This is a genomic window from Bacteroides mediterraneensis (assembly GCF_025993685.1).
Taxonomy (GTDB): domain Bacteria; phylum Bacteroidota; class Bacteroidia; order Bacteroidales; family Bacteroidaceae; genus Phocaeicola; species Phocaeicola mediterraneensis_A.
On the sequence record NZ_DAJPEN010000001.1, the window covers coordinates 2,498,907 to 2,514,953 of the forward strand.

At 49.5% G+C, this 16,047-nt stretch carries 24 protein-coding genes; 14 read left to right on the top strand and 10 right to left on the bottom strand.

What is annotated here, in order from left to right:
* Positions 1 to 3: 3 nt before the first annotated feature.
* From traJ to OIM59_RS10765, 12 genes are all read left to right on the top strand, one after another.
* Positions 4 to 1,032, top strand: coding sequence for a conjugative transposon protein TraJ (gene traJ / locus OIM59_RS10710; protein WP_005650205.1), 1,029 nt, complete (start codon positions 4 to 6; stop codon positions 1,030 to 1,032).
* Positions 1,033 to 1,124: 92 nt separating this feature from the next.
* The gene (traK, locus tag OIM59_RS10715) at positions 1,125 to 1,748 is read left to right on the top strand and encodes a conjugative transposon protein TraK (RefSeq protein ID WP_303896631.1); all 624 of its coding nucleotides are present in this window, start codon (positions 1,125 to 1,127) and stop codon (positions 1,746 to 1,748) included.
* A 4-nt stretch (positions 1,749 to 1,752) separates the two neighbouring features.
* Positions 1,753 to 2,055, top strand: a complete 303-nt coding sequence (locus tag OIM59_RS10720) for a TraL conjugative transposon family protein (RefSeq protein ID WP_303896632.1) — start codon at positions 1,753 to 1,755, stop codon at positions 2,053 to 2,055.
* A complete protein-coding gene (gene traM / locus OIM59_RS10725) occupies positions 2,030 to 3,352 on the top strand; it encodes a conjugative transposon protein TraM (RefSeq protein WP_303896634.1) in 1,323 nt (440 codons plus the stop codon). The genes OIM59_RS10720 and traM overlap by 26 nt, the downstream gene beginning before the upstream one ends.
* 69 nt (positions 3,353 to 3,421) lie before the next feature.
* Positions 3,422 to 4,414 carry a conjugative transposon protein TraN gene (gene traN / locus OIM59_RS10730; protein ID WP_303898204.1) on the top strand — a complete coding sequence of 331 codons (993 nt, stop codon included), beginning with the start codon at positions 3,422 to 3,424 and terminating at the stop codon, positions 4,412 to 4,414.
* Positions 4,411 to 4,968: a conjugal transfer protein TraO gene (locus tag OIM59_RS10735; protein WP_303896636.1), complete on the top strand. Its 558-nt coding sequence runs from the start codon at positions 4,411 to 4,413 to the stop codon at positions 4,966 to 4,968. The genes traN and OIM59_RS10735 overlap by 4 nt, the downstream gene beginning before the upstream one ends.
* Before the next feature lie 8 nt (positions 4,969 to 4,976).
* Positions 4,977 to 5,870, top strand: a complete 894-nt coding sequence (locus OIM59_RS10740) for a DUF4116 domain-containing protein (RefSeq protein ID WP_303896637.1) — start codon at positions 4,977 to 4,979, stop codon at positions 5,868 to 5,870.
* Positions 5,867 to 6,790, top strand: a complete 924-nt coding sequence (locus tag OIM59_RS10745) for a toprim domain-containing protein (protein ID WP_303896638.1) — start codon at positions 5,867 to 5,869, stop codon at positions 6,788 to 6,790. Before OIM59_RS10740 ends, OIM59_RS10745 begins: the two co-directional genes overlap by 4 nt.
* A gap of 5 nt (positions 6,791 to 6,795) precedes the next feature.
* Positions 6,796 to 7,314, top strand: coding sequence for a DUF3872 domain-containing protein (locus OIM59_RS10750; protein WP_303896640.1), 519 nt, complete (start codon positions 6,796 to 6,798; stop codon positions 7,312 to 7,314).
* Between the two features lie 7 nt (positions 7,315 to 7,321).
* Positions 7,322 to 7,840, top strand: coding sequence for a lysozyme (locus OIM59_RS10755; RefSeq protein ID WP_303896641.1), 519 nt, complete (start codon positions 7,322 to 7,324; stop codon positions 7,838 to 7,840).
* Positions 7,841 to 7,997: 157 nt separating this feature from the next.
* Positions 7,998 to 10,316 carry a TonB-dependent receptor domain-containing protein gene (locus OIM59_RS10760; RefSeq protein WP_303896642.1) on the top strand — a complete coding sequence of 773 codons (2,319 nt, stop codon included), beginning with the start codon at positions 7,998 to 8,000 and terminating at the stop codon, positions 10,314 to 10,316.
* 3 nt (positions 10,317 to 10,319) lie between these two features.
* Positions 10,320 to 10,670 (top strand): hypothetical protein, encoded by a 351-nt coding sequence (locus OIM59_RS10765; protein WP_303896644.1) that lies wholly within the window; start codon positions 10,320 to 10,322, stop codon positions 10,668 to 10,670.
* On the opposite strand, the gene OIM59_RS10770 is transcribed toward OIM59_RS10765, so the two are convergent.
* Positions 10,611 to 11,372 (bottom strand): helix-turn-helix transcriptional regulator, encoded by a 762-nt coding sequence (locus OIM59_RS10770; protein ID WP_303896646.1) that lies wholly within the window; start codon positions 11,370 to 11,372, stop codon positions 10,611 to 10,613. The genes OIM59_RS10765 and OIM59_RS10770 overlap by 60 nt on opposite strands.
* A gap of 205 nt (positions 11,373 to 11,577) precedes the next feature.
* On the opposite strand from OIM59_RS10770, the gene OIM59_RS10775 reads away from it, so the two are divergent.
* On the top strand, positions 11,578 to 11,922 hold the full coding sequence (locus tag OIM59_RS10775) for a hypothetical protein (RefSeq protein ID WP_022232581.1): 345 nt from the start codon (positions 11,578 to 11,580) through the stop codon (positions 11,920 to 11,922).
* Between the two features lie 119 nt (positions 11,923 to 12,041).
* On the opposite strand, the gene OIM59_RS10780 is transcribed toward OIM59_RS10775, so the two are convergent.
* From OIM59_RS10780 to OIM59_RS10820, 9 genes are all read right to left on the bottom strand, one after another.
* A complete protein-coding gene (locus OIM59_RS10780; protein WP_005650230.1) occupies positions 12,042 to 12,347 on the bottom strand; it encodes a hypothetical protein in 306 nt (101 codons plus the stop codon).
* A 54-nt stretch (positions 12,348 to 12,401) separates the two neighbouring features.
* Positions 12,402 to 12,605 (bottom strand): hypothetical protein, encoded by a 204-nt coding sequence (locus OIM59_RS10785; RefSeq protein ID WP_303896649.1) that lies wholly within the window; start codon positions 12,603 to 12,605, stop codon positions 12,402 to 12,404.
* 62 nt (positions 12,606 to 12,667) lie between these two features.
* Positions 12,668 to 12,907 (bottom strand): hypothetical protein, encoded by a 240-nt coding sequence (locus OIM59_RS10790; RefSeq protein ID WP_302560567.1) that lies wholly within the window; start codon positions 12,905 to 12,907, stop codon positions 12,668 to 12,670.
* Complete coding sequence (locus OIM59_RS10795; protein ID WP_072543831.1) at positions 12,904 to 13,125, bottom strand: DUF3873 domain-containing protein; 222 nt, start codon at positions 13,123 to 13,125, stop codon at positions 12,904 to 12,906. Before OIM59_RS10795 ends, OIM59_RS10790 begins: the two co-directional genes overlap by 4 nt.
* 12 nt (positions 13,126 to 13,137) lie before the next feature.
* Positions 13,138 to 13,395, bottom strand: a complete 258-nt coding sequence (locus OIM59_RS10800; protein WP_005650240.1) for a hypothetical protein — start codon at positions 13,393 to 13,395, stop codon at positions 13,138 to 13,140.
* 26 nt (positions 13,396 to 13,421) lie between these two features.
* Positions 13,422 to 14,702, bottom strand: coding sequence for a PcfJ domain-containing protein (locus tag OIM59_RS10805; RefSeq protein WP_303896651.1), 1,281 nt, complete (start codon positions 14,700 to 14,702; stop codon positions 13,422 to 13,424).
* A gap of 1 nt (position 14,703) precedes the next feature.
* A complete protein-coding gene (locus OIM59_RS10810) occupies positions 14,704 to 15,114 on the bottom strand; it encodes a PcfK-like family protein (protein ID WP_303898206.1) in 411 nt (136 codons plus the stop codon).
* A 7-nt stretch (positions 15,115 to 15,121) separates the two neighbouring features.
* Complete coding sequence (locus OIM59_RS10815; RefSeq protein ID WP_005650248.1) at positions 15,122 to 15,379, bottom strand: hypothetical protein; 258 nt, start codon at positions 15,377 to 15,379, stop codon at positions 15,122 to 15,124.
* A gap of 18 nt (positions 15,380 to 15,397) precedes the next feature.
* Positions 15,398 to 15,619, bottom strand: coding sequence for a hypothetical protein (locus tag OIM59_RS10820; RefSeq protein WP_022217990.1), 222 nt, complete (start codon positions 15,617 to 15,619; stop codon positions 15,398 to 15,400).
* Between the two features lie 30 nt (positions 15,620 to 15,649).
* On the opposite strand from OIM59_RS10820, the gene OIM59_RS10825 reads away from it, so the two are divergent.
* Positions 15,650 to 15,946 carry a hypothetical protein gene (locus OIM59_RS10825; protein WP_303896656.1) on the top strand — a complete coding sequence of 99 codons (297 nt, stop codon included), beginning with the start codon at positions 15,650 to 15,652 and terminating at the stop codon, positions 15,944 to 15,946.
* Positions 15,947 to 16,047: the final 101 nt, after the last annotated feature.

Below are 16,047 nucleotides of genomic sequence, written 5' to 3' on the forward strand. Positions count from 1 at the left end.
CCTATGGGAGAGTTTGACAACCTGCACCAGATACTCCTCTCGCTGTATGAGGAGATGATGCCGCTCTGCTCGGACATGGCAGGAGTGGCAAAGGGGCTTGCCGGACTGGGCGCCCTGTTCTATGTGGCGGTGCGCGTGTGGCAGTCGCTCGCCCGTGCCGAGGCGATAGACGTGTACCCGCTGCTGCGGCCGTTTGCCATCGGACTGTGCATCCTCTTCTTCCCGACCATCGTGCTGGGAACGATGAACTCCGTTCTGGGAGTAATCGTACAGGGGACGCACTCGATACTGGAGGAACAGACCTTTGACATGGAGAAGTACAGGGAACAGAAAGACAGGCTGGAATACGAGGCGATGATGCGCAACCCGGAAACCGCCTATCTCGCCTCGGACGAGGAGTTCGACCGCCAGATAGACGAGCTGGGCTGGTCGCCGTCGGACATGATCACCATGACGGGCATGTACATGGACCGTGCGGCGTACAACATCAAGAAGAGCGTGCGTGACTGGTTCCGCGAGCTGCTGGAGCTGATGTTCGCAGCTGCCGCCCTTGTCATCGACACGCTCAGGACGTTCTTCCTGGTGGTGCTGTCGATACTGGGACCCGTCGCCTTCGCCTTCTCGGTATGGGACGGCTTCCACTCCACGCTTTCGGCATGGTTCAGCCGCTACATACAGATTTACCTGTGGCTGCCCGTCTCCGACCTGTTCAGCACGATACTGGCGAAGATACAGATACTGATGCTCCAGAATGACATCGAGGCGATGCAGGCAGACCCGAACTTCTCGGTAGAGGCGAGCAACGGGGTGTACATCGTGTTCCTCGTTATCGGTATCGTGGGATACTTCACCATCCCGACGGTAGCCGGATGGATAATCCAGGCCGGTGGCGGAGTGGGCAGCTACAACAAGAACATCGGCACTGCGGGCGCCCTTGGCGGCAGTCTGGCAGGTGCGGCAGCCGGAAACGTAGCGGGACGCACGGGCAAGTTTATCAGAAAACAGGCCGGACGGCTGCTGAAAAGAAAATAGCCTGATAACCGGGGCGGTACCCTGGCATAGCTGCTGTGCCACCCCGGGAAAGCATACCAAAATGATTTTACAAACCATAAAAAACAGAAAGAATGGAGTTCAAGAGCCTGAATAACATAGAAACTAGTTTCCGGCAGATACGTCTGTTCGGAATCATTTACACGGCGGTATGTGCCGCCGTCGTCATCTGCTCGGTGGTATGCGCCTTCCGCTTCGCCGAAGCGCAGAGGCAGAAGATATACGTACTTGACGGGGGAAAGAGCCTGATGCTCGCCCTTTCGCAAGACCTGTCGCAGAACCGTCCGGCGGAAGCGAGGGAGCATGTGCGCCGCTTCCACGAGCTGTTCTTCACCCTCTCGCCGGAGAAGAGCGCCATCGAGCACAACGTGAAGCGTGCGCTGCTGCTGGCGGACAGAAGCGCGTACAACTACTACGCCGACTTTGCGGAAAAGGGATTCTACAACCGCATCATCGCGGGGAACATCAACCAGGTGCTCCAGGTGGACAGCGTAGTCTGCAACTTCGACCACTATCCCTATGAGGCACGCACCTACGCAAGGCAGATGATCATCAGGGAAAGCAACGTGACGGAGCGCACGCTGGTAACGACCTGCCGGCTGCTCAACGCGAGCCGCTCGGACGACAATCCGAACGGGTTCACCATAGAGGGATTCACGATACTGGAGAACAGGGACATCAGAAGCATGGAGAGATAGGCGTATGGGAAAGATGAATATTCTGACGGGAAAATGCGCTGCCGTTCTCAGGGAAAAACTGCACAGGAGACTGGACGCACTGTCGCCGAAGGCAAGGCTGGCGACGGTGGCAGTGATGTCCGCCGCCTTTGCCGCAGGCTGTCTGTACATGACCGCCACCGCCATTGCCAGCTTCGGGAAAGGAAACGGGACGATGGAGATACGGCACATAAAGAAACCGGAACTGCCGCAAAAAGCGGATTTGCAGGAAGCGTATGAACATTATCATAAAAACAGGATGTATGGAAAAGGAACAGAAAAGGAATGAGACAAAAGAGAAAAGACCGCTGACGGAAGAACAGCGCCAGCGGAGAAAGAAGATGCTGGTCTATCCGCTGATGGTGCTGACCTTTCTGGGGTGCATGTGGCTCATCTTTGCCCCCTCGCAGAAAGACGGCGGAAAGGAACGGCAGGGACTGGGATTCAACACGGACATGCCCCTGCCGGAAAACTCCGGAATCATCGGCGACAAGGCGAAGGCATACGAACAGCAGCAGCTGGAGAACAGGAAGAAGGAACGCCGGGGCATGGTGGGCGACCTGTCCGCGTTCTGGAACGACAAGACGGAAGGAACGGACACGGCAGACGGAACGGACGACTGCCGCCTGGCACAACCGGAAACATCGCCGAAGACGGGCGGAAGCGGAATACAGACAGGCATTCGCTCCTCGGCTGCCGCCAACGAGCGGCTGAACACCTCGCTGGGTACGTTCTATGAGCCGCCGAAGGAGGACGCCGAGAAGAAGAAGCTCAGGCAGCGCATCGACGAACTGGAACGCATGGTCATGGAACAGGAGAAACAGCCCGCAAGGATGGAGGAACAGGTCGCCCTGCTGGAGAAGTCGTACGAGCTGGCAGCGAAGTACCAGAACGGAGGAAACAATGCCGGGCAGACCGCACGGACCGATGGGACGGAAATGAGGGAAAGCAATGCCGGCGAAAAGAAAATGAAGGCTGAACCAGTGAGCGGCGTGCGCCCGTCAACGGTGTCCGCCCTGCCGCAGCCCCTGACAGATTCCGCCTTTATAGCGGACTACGGGGGCGAAAGGAACTACGGGTTCCACACTGCCATCGGCAGTACGGAGGCACCGGGAAAGAACACCATAGCAGCCTGCGTACAGGGCGACCAGACGGTAACGGACGGACAGACGGTAAGGCTGCGGCTGCTGGAGCCGATGCGGGTGTCTGGACGGACAATACCAAGGAACACGACCCTTGTGGGGACGGCACGCCTGCAGGGTGAGCGTCTGGAGATAGGTATCGGCTCGCTGGAGCATGAGGGAACCATCGTAGGTGTGGAACTGGCGGTGTACGACAGCGACGGACAGGCGGGCATCTTTGTGCCCGGCTCGATGGAAACGGACGCGGCAAAGGAAATCGGGGCGAACATGGGCAGTTCGCTCGGAAGCAGCATCAACATCTCGACCGATGCGGGGGCGCAGCTCGCCTCCGATCTGGGAAAGGGAGTGATACAGGGAGTCTCGCAGTATATATCGAAGAGGATGCGCACGGTAAGGGTGCATCTGAAATCGGGATACAGGGTGCTGCTGTATCAGGAAAAATAGACAGCAAGAGACGAAAGGAAAAAGAACATTCAAATTTTATCAACCACTAAATCCAACGTAAAAATGAGTATCAGAAAAGTAATGATGATGTTTGCCCTTATGACGGGCATTGTCTGTGCAGGACACGCACAGGAAGTGAAAAACGACAGCACCGCCACCACGAAGGCGGAGGAGCTGAAACTGGTAAAGGACGTCTATCCGCAGACGGAGGAGGACGGCGACCTGTATCACGGACTGACCAGAAAACTGATGTTTGACCGCATGATACCGCCGCACGGTCTGGAGGTCACGTATGACAAGACGGTGCATATCCTGTTTCCCTCGGCAGTGCGCTATGTGGACTTGGGTTCTCCCAACCTCATAGCGGGCAAGGCTGACGGTGCGGAGAACGTCATCCGCGTGAAGGCGACGGTAAGAAACTTCCGCACGGAGACGAACATGAGCGTCATCACGGAGGACGGGTCCTATTATTCGTTCAACGTGAAATACGCCGATGAACCGCTGCTGCTCAATGTGGAGATGAAGGACTTCATCCATGACGGCAGCACGGTGAACCGCCCGAACAACGCGCAGGAAATCTATCTGAAGGAACTGGGAAGCGAAAGCCCCATGCTGGTGCATCTCATCATGAAGTCGCTGCACAAGGAGAACAAGCGCAAGGTGAAGCACATCGGCTGCAAGCGTTTCGGCATCCAGTATCTGCTGAAAGGGATATATGTCCACAACGACCTGCTGTACCTGCACACGGAGATAAAGAACCAGAGCAACGTGCCGTTTGACGTGGACTACATCACGTTCAAGATTGTGGACAAGAAGGTGGCGAAACGAACCGCCATCCAGGAACAGGTGCTGTTTCCGCTCCGTGCGTACAACTATGCGGTGCGTGTGGCCGGGAAAAAGTCCGAGAGCACGGTGTTCTGCCTGCAGAAGTTCACCATCCCCGACGGCAAGCAGCTGGTGGTGGAAATGAACGAGAAGAACGGAGGGCGTCATCAGACGTTTGTCGTGGAGAACGAAGACCTGGTACAGGCTGAAACCATCAACGAACTGCGTGTACGATGAAAGGCAAGGCGGTGTTTTTAGCAATGCTTCTGTCCGTCCTTCTTGCAGGACGGGCGGAAGCCCAGCGATGCCTGCCGAAGATGCGGGGCATTGAGATGAAAGCCGGAATGATCGGGGCGGACGGCTACTGGCTGGGAGCCGCACTGTCGAGCTATGCAAGGGGCGGCAACAAATGGGTGTACGGGGCGGAATACCAGCAGACCAATCATCCGTACAGGAGCGTGAATGTTCCCGTGGCACAGTTCACGGCGGAGGGCGGTTTCTACTACAACTTCCTGTCGGATGTGAAAAAGACGGTGTTCTTCTACGCGGGGGCGTCAGCCCTTGCCGGATACGAGACGGTAAACTGGGGAGAAAGGACGCTGTATGACGGAGCAAGGCTGAACAACAGGGACGGCTTCGTCTATGGCTGCGCCGCCACACTGGACATGGAGCTGTATCTTGCGGACTTCATCGCACTGACGGCTTCGGTAAGGGAGCGTTTCCTATGGGGCGGCAGTACGGGCGTGTGCCGCACGGAGTACGGGATAGGTATAAAGTTCATCATCAACTGACGGCAATCATGAAGAAGGAAGCGATAAAAAAGGAATGGCATGTACCGGAGAAGTACCATGCCCAGGTACGGGAAAAACCGGAGACCTTCTATAACGTTCCTCACGAATACCGCAGCCCGCAGCTCTGTCTGGAGGCGGTGCGCGGATGGGGATACAATCTGGGAATAGTGCCGGAAGAAATGAAGACACGCGAGATGTGCCGGGAAGCGTTCAACGCCAGTTCCGACCTCGATTACGGTCATTGCGCCATCATCGGCTTCATGCCTTTTGCGGACGTGGTACTCGAATGCCTGAAGGACTCCGCCGGAGGAACGGACATGACGGATCTTGCGGTGACTGTCCGCCCGGAAGTCATGGACAGGGAGATTGCCGGTTTTCTTGTCGGGAAGGACGGGCACTGCCTGCAGTATGTACCCGTGCACTTGCAGACGGAAGAGCTTGCGCTGATGGCAGTCAGGACATCGGGGAATGCGGCGCTGCTGCACCGCAGCGTACGTGAGGACATCAAAACGGAAAAGGTCTATATGGCAGGTATGGAAGAGGACTGTTTCCAGTCGTTCCTGCATATCCCGCCGGACAGACGCACGCCGGAAATATGCCTCGTGGCGGAAAAGCTGTATCCGGACGTGGTACGGGCAAGACCGGACTCCATACCGGAGGCGGTCAGGAACGGATGCAACATATATACGCTGGGGAATCTGCTGGAAAAGGCCTGCGGTGAGAGATTCGATGCAGGTACGGTAAAGCGGGTCTATGAAGGCAAGCCGCTGCTGGTGAAACAGTTCACCACACCGACAGGAGTGATGAATGATACGGTTATCCGCTTCTCGAAGGAGAACAGCCGGTTCCAGTATGACCAGCCTCATAAGAGCAGGATGATAAAACGGGGGATGAAGCCATGAGTACGGAAACGGAAATAGACAGAATGAAGAGGATACCGATTGAGGAGTTCCTCGCACGGCTGGGCCATTCGCCAGTGCAGCGCAGGACAAACGCGCTGTGGTACAAGGCTCCGTACAGGGAGGAACGCACGGCGTCGTTCAAGGTGAACATGGAGCGAAACCTGTGGTATGACTACGGACTGGGCAAGGGCGGCAATATCTTCGCCCTTGCCGGGGAGTTCATCCATTGCGAGGATTTCCTCTCGCAGGTAAGGTATGTGGCGGAAGTGGCGGGTATGCCGCTGCCGGAAAAGAAGGTGTACAACCCATGCGAAGTGAGGCGGCCGGTAGAGCCGTCCTTTGAGGACGTGGAGCTGATGCCGCTCCAGAACCGGGCGCTGCTCTGCTACATGCAGGAAAGGGGCATATCGTCGGGGGTGGCCATCGGCGGATGCAGGGAGATACACTACACCACACACGGGAAGCGGTATTTTGCCGTGGCATTCGGTAACGGAGGGGGCGGCTATGAGATACGCAACCGCTTCTTCAAGGGATGCCTGCCGCCCAAGGATGTGACACTGCTGGCTTACGGTTCGGCAAGCTGCAACCTGTACGAGGGGTTCATGGACTATCTGTCGGCACGTGTGCTTGGAATTGGAAACGGTGAAGACCATCTCGTGCTGAACTCGGTGTCGAACCTGACGAAGGCATACAGGCATCTGGACGGTTACGGGAAACTACAATGTCACTTTGACAATGATGAAGCCGGACGGAGGACGCTGGAAGCCCTGCGTACACGGTACGGTGGAAAGGTGACGGACTGCTCCGGACTGTACGGCGGCTGCAAGGACCTGAACGACTATCTGCAAAAGACGCTTGCCGAAAGGCAGGCATGGCGGGAAAACGAAAAGAAAGGAAAAAACAACGGAATAAAATTATAATGATTATGGACATGAACAGACTTAAAGATGGAATAAGAGAAAAGGTAAATACAGTAAAAATGCTGGCAGTCTTCTGTACCGGACTGCTTTCTATCTGCATGACGGCCTGTGATGATGGGCTGGACGTGACGCAGGCTTATCCGTTTACGGTGGAAACGATGCCCGTACCGAAGGAGCTGGCAAAGGGTGAAACGGCTGAAATCCGCTGCGAACTGGTGCGTGAGGGCGAGTTTGACGGGGCGGTCTATACCATCCGATATTTCCAGTTTGACGGCGAAGGTACGCTGAAGCTCGACAACGGGCTGGTGTTCCAGCCTAACGACCGTTACCTGTTGGAGAACGAGAAGTTCCGCCTGTACTACACATCGGAGTGTGACGAGTCACAGAGCCTGACCATTACGGTGGAGGACAATTTCGGGAACTCTTTTGAATGGGAAACGGATTTCAACAACGATTCGGATGCGGAAGAGGCTCCGTCCGGGAACGATATGCTGAATACGGTGAAAGGAGGTGTCTATCAGTAAAGGAGTAATGAAAAGGCTGTTTGCCCCGGCGGTGCTGGCGGTTGCTTTTTCCGCCAGCCTGCCGGCGCAGAATACGGGTACGGTTGGGACACCCGCCTCGTTCAAAGATGAAGCGAAGGCTGGGTTAGCCGTCGAGCTGATTAAGAAATACGAGGGACTCCATGACCGTTCTGATTATCCGTACTACGGTTACGGACATTGTAAACTTCCGGGAGAGGAACTGTCCTATGATATGACGGAGGCGGAAGCGGAAAAACTGCTGATAAGGGATTTGGAGAAGCGTTACAGGTTGTTCAGCAAGTATGGGAAAGATGCCCTGATCCTGACCGTACTCAGCTACAATGTGGGTCACGGAACTCTGCTCGGATATGGGAAACACCCGAAAAGCCGTCTGCTGAAAAAGCTGGAAGCCGGTGACAGGGACATCTATAAGGAGTATATATCCTACTGCCACTACAAGGGGCGGAAAATCCGCTCGATAGAGCGGCGACGGAAGATGGAGTTTTTGCTGCTGTATGAGAAGTAACGTAAAGGGAGAGCTTCACACGAATGGTGGGGTCTCCCTTTGCTGTTTGAAATATCATCTTCCGTTTGTGATTGAATTAAGAACTACCCTACAGGGTAGTGGAAAAGTCCCGCGAAGTATGGAACTTTGCAGCAGAAAACTAAAAAACTATCATACAATGAAATTAATTAAAGTATTCTTATTAGGACTTATTGGTATCATACTACCTGTAAGTTTGTCCGCACAGACCGTTAGCGGAAAATTGATTGACGAGAACAGCCAGCCTTTGCCTTACGCCAATGTGGTGCTGCTGTCATTGCCGGATTCGGCATTTGTTAACGGAACTATCAGCGGTGAAGACGGATCTTTTACACTGGAGGCAACATCGGAAAATCAGATAGTGAAAATATCCTCTATAGGATATAAGACTGTATGTAAGCCGGTATCTCCGGCCAATATCGGTATCGTACAGCTCGTTTCGGATGCACAGATGCTTGGTGAGGTGGTTGTAAAAGCCAATCTTCCTGTGACACGCATGAAGAATGATGCCTTGGAAACCAACGTTCAGGGTACAGTTCTCTCGAAAGCCGGTACTGCCGAAGATGTATTGGCTCATATACCCGGTTTACAAAAAAAGACTGATGGGTTTGAAGTGTTGGGCAAGGGTTCACCGCTTATCTATATTAACGGTAGAAAATTACGTGATATCGCTGAACTGGACCAACTGACATCGGAGGACATTAAAAGTGTAGAAGTGGTTCGCAATCCCGGTGCCCGTTATGATGCAACTGTAGGGGCAGTTGTCCGTATCCGTACTGTCAAACGACAAGGAGATGGATTTGGAGTGAGTTTGCGCAGTTCCTATGATCAGTCCCAGAATTCAGATTTTGTAGAGCAAGCCGATGTAAACTATCGGCATAACGGCCTTGATGTTTTCGCTATGGTCCGTTTTGATAAGACAACCGCCTTGCAAAACGATATTCTGGAGCAAACAGCCTTTACCGATACCCTATGGACACAAAAGAATTATCAGCACTCTAATACCGATTCTCGCAATATAGACGGGCGCATCGGATTCAATTATGATTTTAATGAATATCATTCCATCGGTCTGCGCTATGATTTGAGCAACGTCCTGCACACAGATATGCATTCAGCCTTCGATAGCGAAATCTGGGCAGATGGATTGCCCTACGATATCTTGCATAGTTCCATCGTTGCCAATGCAAAATCACAACCGGAACATCAGCTTAATATTTACTATGCAGGACAAATAGGTAAAGGAGAACTTACCTGGGATGCCGACTATTACGGCAATACTTACACGCAGTATACTCTTAATACGGAGAATAGCCAGGACCATGAAGACCGTACCGTCACTTCCGACAACAGAGTGGATAATCAGCTAGCTGCTACCAAAGCTTCATACACGCATCCTTTGTGGGGAGGAAGTTTCTCGGTGGGAGGAGAATATACCTATACCAACCGGCATGATGATTATGTAAATCAGGAAGGATATGTACCTACAACTTATACCCGCATTCGCGAACAGAATCTTGCCGGATATGCACAGTACAGCTATCCTTTACCATTCGGTCAGGCAAACATCGGCTTGCGATATGAGCATGTAGATTTTGATTATTTTGAAAATGGTACATTTGTACCCGGACAAAGTCGTGTCTATGATAATGTCTTTCCTAATGCATCTGTGAACGGGCAGTTGGGCAAAGTACAATTCCAAGTCAGCTATGCAGCAAAAACACAGCGGCCTAACTACAGCCAGTTAAGAAATAATATCACTTATGCCAATCGGTTTACATGGCAAACGGGAAATCCACTTCTGAAACCAAGTATCACCCACGATGTAACCGCTGTTGGTGTCTGGCGGTTCTTGCAGGCAATGGTCAGCTACAAAATGGTTCAAGACTATATTCTTTATTGGGGAACACAGGTAGAAAATCAGTCGGCTACTACTTTGATTAACTATGTCAATCACGACCGTTTACCGAGTCTGACAGTAATGCTGGCAGCTTCGCCTACTATTGGTATATGGAATCTTAATGCCAGCGCAATTATGATGAAGCAGTGGTTTTCGTTGGATGCTGCCGGTCAAAAAAGGACTTATAACAATCCGCTCTTTATAGGTTCATTAAACAATACTTTTACTCTCCCTGCCGGATTCTTGTTGACAGCCGACTTCAGTTATCAAAGTTGTGGGCAGGTCCAGAATATCACTCTTAAACGTCCACAATATACACTCAATATAGGCTTGCGTAAATCCTTCTTGAACGATGCGCTCAGTATTGAAGCACGTGCCAATGATTTGTTGTTAGGTTGTAAGCAGGAAGCACTTCTTTATATGGAGAGTTCACAGATGAAAGATTTGTCTTGGAGTGATACACGATCATTCAGCCTTACTGTCCGCTACAAGTTTAATGCAGCCAAAAGCAAGTATAAAGGTACAGGAGCAGGACAGGATGCGATAAACCGTATGTAATTTATGACAACATCAATTTCTTATATAAATCTCTCATGGGCAGTTGTAGGCATCATCGATAAGGATGGCCACAACTGCCTTCAATCCATGAAGCGTTCGGACGAACCGATAGAAGTTACCATTGAAAGGTATGTTGTAGGTTATCTGATCTTCTGGCATATAGCCTTTATTGATAAAGAAAAGATGAACAGATGTCACGATGAGAAGGTCTTCGAACTTGGGCGGAAGAAACTGGAGGAATACATCACCTCACATCCACCTGCAGTTACTTTGCCGAAGTTCTACATCGTCTTCCTAAATCAGCCTCAGATTGGCTGCAATGCCCACGGCCTCAGTGATGTTTTCTGCGTGTAGTTTCTCGAATAGTTTCTTTTTGTGAAACTTGACGGTATTGGCATCAATAAAGAGAGTTTCTCCAATTTCCGTGTTCGACAGGCCTTTGACGGAGAGCTGGAGAATCTCTTTTTCACGGTCGGAAAGAATCAGTTCCGGCTGTTTTCTCCATCTTCTGCCCTCGAACGAATAAACATACCGGTCAGTACCTGTATGGTCTGAAATAACTACATCTCCGATAGTTTTCTCCGGTGACAGTGAAACTGTACATAGAGCCAGCCATATATCCCCATTGTCACTCAGCAAGGCAGGTGTCAGTTTGTGGTGGATAAGGTGCGAGTGCTTTTCTGATGTACGGATATGAAAGTTATATTCGATGGACAAGTCCAGTCTTTTTTCTATAGGTTGGTCATAGTAAAACCGGAATCCGGCTTCGTTGATTTCCATAAGACGGTTTATCTCGTCAGACGGAACGACATCAAAATAAAAGGCATAACCTTTCTGTTGCACATCTTCCGGTGAATGACCGCAGAGGAAAAGCGGGTTGGACGATACGTAAAGGAAGTTCTTGCGGTTATAGTCTATGATATACAGACTGTGATTTGTATTGCGTGCCAGAGCCTTAGCCATAGCAATACAGAGTCCGGTCCTGTCATATTCGCAGTCGGGAATGTTCATTTGTGGATTGACGGGATGAAAAAAGCTTTTTATATCCTTTTGCATAACTGATTGCGTTTTGCCCACAAAATTAGGGAAATATTTCTGGAGCATGTGGTAAATGACTGTTTTTTATTCAAATCCGGAAAAATAACCTGAGTTTATCATATGAAATTCAGGGTATATAAAATGTCATGTTTACTTTATTCAATAAAATTTGTTTCTGCTTTCCGAAAGCCTTAATTTTGCATGACTTTTACATCAAACAATCATGGAAAATTATATGGCAAAAGCAGCGGATGCCTTTCTGACAGGGCGTCCGTATGGCATACGTCTTGACTTCAAACACAAGGGCTTTGCTCTTTTCAACTATAACATGAATGAGCTTGGCAACCATCTTCCCGGCAGACTAGAGACGCTCCCGCTGGAGGATTTTGACGTGGAGGATATTCCGCTGTGCGGGGAACGTATTGTCCGAAAGGAAAACATAACGGACATATTCTTCTATGACGAGAAGAGCAACCCGTATTCGGACAACCGTGTGGATATGAAGAAACTGAAAGCATACAACAAATATATTTATCCGCTTTCACTTATTCTGAATAGAAATCTGTAAGATGGAAACAAAAAAAGACTTCCGTTAGTGGAAGTCTTTGAAACAGCGGTTTCTTTGCTACTTTCTTTGTCCGCCTTCTGCTCACTGAAAGAAAGTAGGGCGGCTCTCGCCGCCTCTGCCTAAAGTCGGGTGTAAAGTCCCGTTACATCCGTGAAAATCTGCTGGAGCATATCAAAGTACACTCCCTCGTATTTGGCTATCTCCTTGACCTTGATGTCCGCATACTTCGTCAGTGTCTGACGATAGAAATACATGGTGTATGTATCCGTGTCCTCATCCAATATGATTTTCAGTCTGTTGGCTGACGTCTTGTTTCTTGCAAGGCTCATTTGTAGTCCGTTGCCCAAATTGATATAGTTACGGCTTCCCGTCATGACGGTAAATCCATGACCGCCCAACTGCTGTAAGATTGTATTCGCTATCATCTGTATATGAATTTAAGTTATTGTCAATGGGTGGCTTTTGCCACCCGATTTTTTTTATACGTTCATGCTCTGCCTTATATGTTCCAATGTGCGCTCGGCAATGGGGCGTGTTTCCTCCGTCCAAAGGTCATAGTCATGTACGGATATTCCTACACTCTGCAAGTCACGGATATAGCCGGACACATAATCTCCCGTAGGGAGGTAAACGAACTGAATCCATGCGTCCCTGCTGTCTGTCAATATAAAATAGTATTTCATGCTCTTTCTGTTTTATGGGTTATCTGTTTCGGGTGCGGGCGGTATTGTGTACCGCCACACCTTTAGTATTCTTTCATTTCGGCAATGGGGGCATATTTTCTGAGCCATTCCACCACATGCACCATGTTGTATTCTGAAGTGATGACTGCCGTATGTTCGTTTATCGGGGTCATTCTTGTGCTTTCGTAGCTTTCTATCCACTCCTTTAGTGTTGCCACATCACAAGTATCGGTACACATCATATCCAAAATTCTGATAGGGTCGCTGAATGTCACAATCAAAGTATCATAGTATGCTGTCATAATCTGTCCTCCTTTCCTTTTATCCATTCATCACGCAGGTGTCTGCACTCCTCCAATGTCGGTCTCACGCAAGAGAAAAGTTCTCCGTCCGTGTGTCGGTAGTCATACTGGAAAAGGGTTGTTCTTTTCCGTCTGATAGTCGTTTGGTACTTTTCGTACTTTTCAGTACCTGCCGTCTGGCAGGTACTCACTCCGTTGATGGTCATTCTTGTTGTCATGGTAGTCATTTATTAAAATTCAACAATCAGCAGTCGGTTCTCCATTACCTTTTCGGGGTCGGTTATCATCCTTTGGGCTACCCAAAGGTGATGCGCTCCGAAGCCGTAGGCGAACAGCCTTCCGAAGTTCTCGTTTTCTGAAAGTTTCGCCATTGAATTGCGGATTTCCGTTTCGCTAAAACTCAAGGACAAGGTGTTTATCAGACTGACAAAGATGTCGGTTACTTTCTCGTCCCATAATATCAGTATGTTTTCTATCTTTATTTCCATATCATGTATATTTTGAAGTCTATAAATCAAGCCCTCATCCGCTTGCGGATAAGTTCGGCATTGCTCTCTACAAGGCTGATGATGCGGTCGTGGTATTCGGTATTGGAATTGCATACACCTCTGCTCTGTACCACCTTGAATGTTGTCAGTGAAACCTCCACCGTTTCAATGCGTTTGCCGTCAATGGTTGCGGATAGGATAAGGGAGTCTGTCCTCTTGTGATAGCTTCCCACACAATGGTGCATCAGTTTTCCTTCAAGTTGCATTTCCGCCACACTCTCAATGACCTTTACAAGAATAAGGTTGTCGGTAAACACAAGTCCGAAGAACTTACCTTTGGACTTCAGATAATTCTTTTCGTCCTTGACCAACTGCTCCCTGCGTTGCTCCGCTCTTTCCCTTTCAATCTGTTCTTCGCGTTTTCTGACAAGTCGGTCATGTGCCTTTTTCAAGTCTGTCGGACAAACATATTTTTGGCAGTGGGTGTCTTTCCCGAAATGTCGGAGCAGTCTTACAAGGTCACACCACATGGAGGCATCTGCAATATGATAGCCGTTTCGGATACAGATTTTTATGGAGTTCCAATATTCATGTAAATTGATATTTGATATGACGGCATATCTGAACATTTCTGTCTGTCCCGCTTTAAGCAATGTTTCCTTTTTGCTGTCCGTCAGAATGGCGGTAAAAAATTCGTATGGGGTCAGTTCGTGGAATGCTCCCTTGAAGCCGTTTCGTCTTAATTCGGGAATGATGTGCATTGCCGGATAAGTCTTGTATGCGTCTATGTTGTATGCTTTCAGCATCTTGTTGCTGCGCAAATCCATATCGCTCCATTCAGTCCAAAGGTCATAGTACATCGTGTGCATGGCTCTCAGTCGGGCAATAACTTCGGTCTTTCCGTTTGGGGCAATCCACCATTGCACCACCTCCCGAATGGAATACTCTGCCTTCTGTCCCACCTTGTATGTTGCTACTACCATAAAGTAGCGCAACACTTGATATCCTTTTCGGGTCGTAATGATTTCATAATATGCGCTGTCCCTGAAAACTCTCTTTCGGGTATCAAGTATTTCAAGTTCCTTTCCGCAATGGGGACAGCTACAGCCACATATAGTTTCCGCAAGAGTGTGTCCGCCTTTCCAGCGGTATCCACATTCCGAACAAGTGATAGTTCCGCCTTTTGTGCGGTAGGCATGATGCTTGAAGCAATGTTCAAAAGCGTATGCTTTCTGCTTGTCTGTCAGTTCGGGCAGTCCGCTTGACAAACGGACTACCTCTTTCTGTATGCGTGTTCTCGGTTTCATATCAAAAATCAAATAATGAGGGTTGGACTTGTGTTTCTTTTTTCGCTGTTGGCTTGTTGCGGTTCTGTAGCTTTTGGAGTTCCATCTGCTGATATTGGGCAACCGCCTTTCTCCTTGCTTCCTGCTTTTCCTCTTCTGTCAGTTCCACCACATGGTTTACAACTACCCGACATTGTATCGGCTTGCCTATTTCAATCTCGTTTTCATCGTAATAGTGAATGGCTTGTCCGTAAATCTCTCCGTCTGAAAAGCCGTTGCAACCGCTTTTCTGCACATAGTTCAGAATGTATGTGACACAATCGTCTATGTTCTTGGCTGGGTTGCGGTAGCTTTTGGCGAATAGTTCATCTTCCGCTGCTCTCTGCTCCAAAAACATCTGTATGGTTCGTTTGAAATGGTCTGTTCCTTTCATCATAATCTCAAATTTTAGTCGGGTTGTCGTTCAAATAAAGTATCTCGCAATCTTCCACTTCTGTGGGAAGTCCGAAAAGGGGGTAATGGGTGAAATAAGGCTGTGCGTTCCCTTCTTCATCTGTGAGGGGTGAAACATCTTGTACTTGCCATTGCTTCATCCATCTGTCTATTGTCTGAACTTCATCGTCTGTGAGTGCGGTTGCATCGCCATTGATGATATAGGCTAAACTCCATGTGGGTATCTTTTCCGTTGTCCTGTTCATATCCGTTCCTTTATGTGGTCAGACAATCTCTTGTAAAATCTCCGTGTGGTATTGTGGGGGGCATTCCACCAAAAGAAAACCGATAAAGTCCTTTCTCGCTTCCTTGTTGAGTTCGTGGTATAGCCTTCTTAGGGTTGAATGGTTGCCGTTGATGTAGGTTTCCACCATATACTCAAAGATGTTGTCCACCTCGTAAAACCTGCATTGCTGCGCTGCTGTCCTGCTGTATCTTCTTGCCATATCCTTATTTGTTAAATAGTTAATAACCAAATGAAAAAGCCGATTGTCGCCATTACTGAAAATAGGGAGATTAGGATGCCGAACATGATGCTCAACATGCCGAATAGGATTTCTCCTATGATACCTACTACCAAACCGCCAGCACAAAAGGCTATGTTTGATGTTGCCGTTACTACTGCGGATAATGCTTTCCACAATACCTTTCCGATGTCACTCAATATCATTCTCATATTTTCCGATTTTAGATTGTTGATTACCTTGTTCGGATTTGGAGTGGGCGGTTTCTTTTTCTTTTCGCCTCTCTGTATGTCCGATGTTTTCTTGTGACGTCTTCCGACCGCATTGGTCGTTTTCGTTTCGGGGGCTTCTCAAAGGTTAGGGAGTAGGATTAGCAAATTTTTTAGACAAAATACTACCCCTGAAAGGGC

Coding starts and splice junctions, on each gene's coding strand:
- OIM59_RS10755 (WP_303896641.1), top strand. CDS start 7,322: ATGAAAAGGCTGTTTGCCCCGGCGGTGCTGGCGGTTGCTTTTTCCGCC.
- OIM59_RS10775 (WP_022232581.1), top strand. CDS start 11,578: ATGGAAAATTATATGGCAAAAGCAGCGGATGCCTTTCTGACAGGGCGT.
- OIM59_RS10795 (WP_072543831.1), bottom strand. CDS start 13,125: ATGACAACAAGAATGACCATCAACGGAGTGAGTACCTGCCAGACGGCA.
- OIM59_RS10805 (WP_303896651.1), bottom strand. CDS start 14,702: ATGAAACCGAGAACACGCATACAGAAAGAGGTAGTCCGTTTGTCAAGC.
- traJ (WP_005650205.1), top strand. CDS start 4: ATGGGAGAGTTTGACAACCTGCACCAGATACTCCTCTCGCTGTATGAG.
- OIM59_RS10820 (WP_022217990.1), bottom strand. CDS start 15,619: ATGGCAAGAAGATACAGCAGGACAGCAGCGCAGCAATGCAGGTTTTAC.
- OIM59_RS10790 (WP_302560567.1), bottom strand. CDS start 12,907: ATGACAGCATACTATGATACTTTGATTGTGACATTCAGCGACCCTATC.
- OIM59_RS10720 (WP_303896632.1), top strand. CDS start 1,753: ATGGGAAAGATGAATATTCTGACGGGAAAATGCGCTGCCGTTCTCAGG.
- OIM59_RS10800 (WP_005650240.1), bottom strand. CDS start 13,395: ATGGAAATAAAGATAGAAAACATACTGATATTATGGGACGAGAAAGTA.
- OIM59_RS10765 (WP_303896644.1), top strand. CDS start 10,320: ATGACAACATCAATTTCTTATATAAATCTCTCATGGGCAGTTGTAGGC.
- traM (WP_303896634.1), top strand. CDS start 2,030: ATGGAAAAGGAACAGAAAAGGAATGAGACAAAAGAGAAAAGACCGCTG.
- OIM59_RS10760 (WP_303896642.1), top strand. CDS start 7,998: ATGAAATTAATTAAAGTATTCTTATTAGGACTTATTGGTATCATACTA.
- OIM59_RS10735 (WP_303896636.1), top strand. CDS start 4,411: ATGAAAGGCAAGGCGGTGTTTTTAGCAATGCTTCTGTCCGTCCTTCTT.
- OIM59_RS10745 (WP_303896638.1), top strand. CDS start 5,867: ATGAGTACGGAAACGGAAATAGACAGAATGAAGAGGATACCGATTGAG.
- OIM59_RS10780 (WP_005650230.1), bottom strand. CDS start 12,347: ATGATAGCGAATACAATCTTACAGCAGTTGGGCGGTCATGGATTTACC.
- OIM59_RS10770 (WP_303896646.1), bottom strand. CDS start 11,372: ATGCAAAAGGATATAAAAAGCTTTTTTCATCCCGTCAATCCACAAATG.
- OIM59_RS10740 (WP_303896637.1), top strand. CDS start 4,977: ATGAAGAAGGAAGCGATAAAAAAGGAATGGCATGTACCGGAGAAGTAC.
- OIM59_RS10750 (WP_303896640.1), top strand. CDS start 6,796: ATGGACATGAACAGACTTAAAGATGGAATAAGAGAAAAGGTAAATACA.
- OIM59_RS10810 (WP_303898206.1), bottom strand. CDS start 15,114: ATGAAAGGAACAGACCATTTCAAACGAACCATACAGATGTTTTTGGAG.
- traK (WP_303896631.1), top strand. CDS start 1,125: ATGGAGTTCAAGAGCCTGAATAACATAGAAACTAGTTTCCGGCAGATA.
- OIM59_RS10785 (WP_303896649.1), bottom strand. CDS start 12,605: ATGAAATACTATTTTATATTGACAGACAGCAGGGACGCATGGATTCAG.
- OIM59_RS10825 (WP_303896656.1), top strand. CDS start 15,650: ATGAAAAAGCCGATTGTCGCCATTACTGAAAATAGGGAGATTAGGATG.
- OIM59_RS10815 (WP_005650248.1), bottom strand. CDS start 15,379: ATGAACAGGACAACGGAAAAGATACCCACATGGAGTTTAGCCTATATC.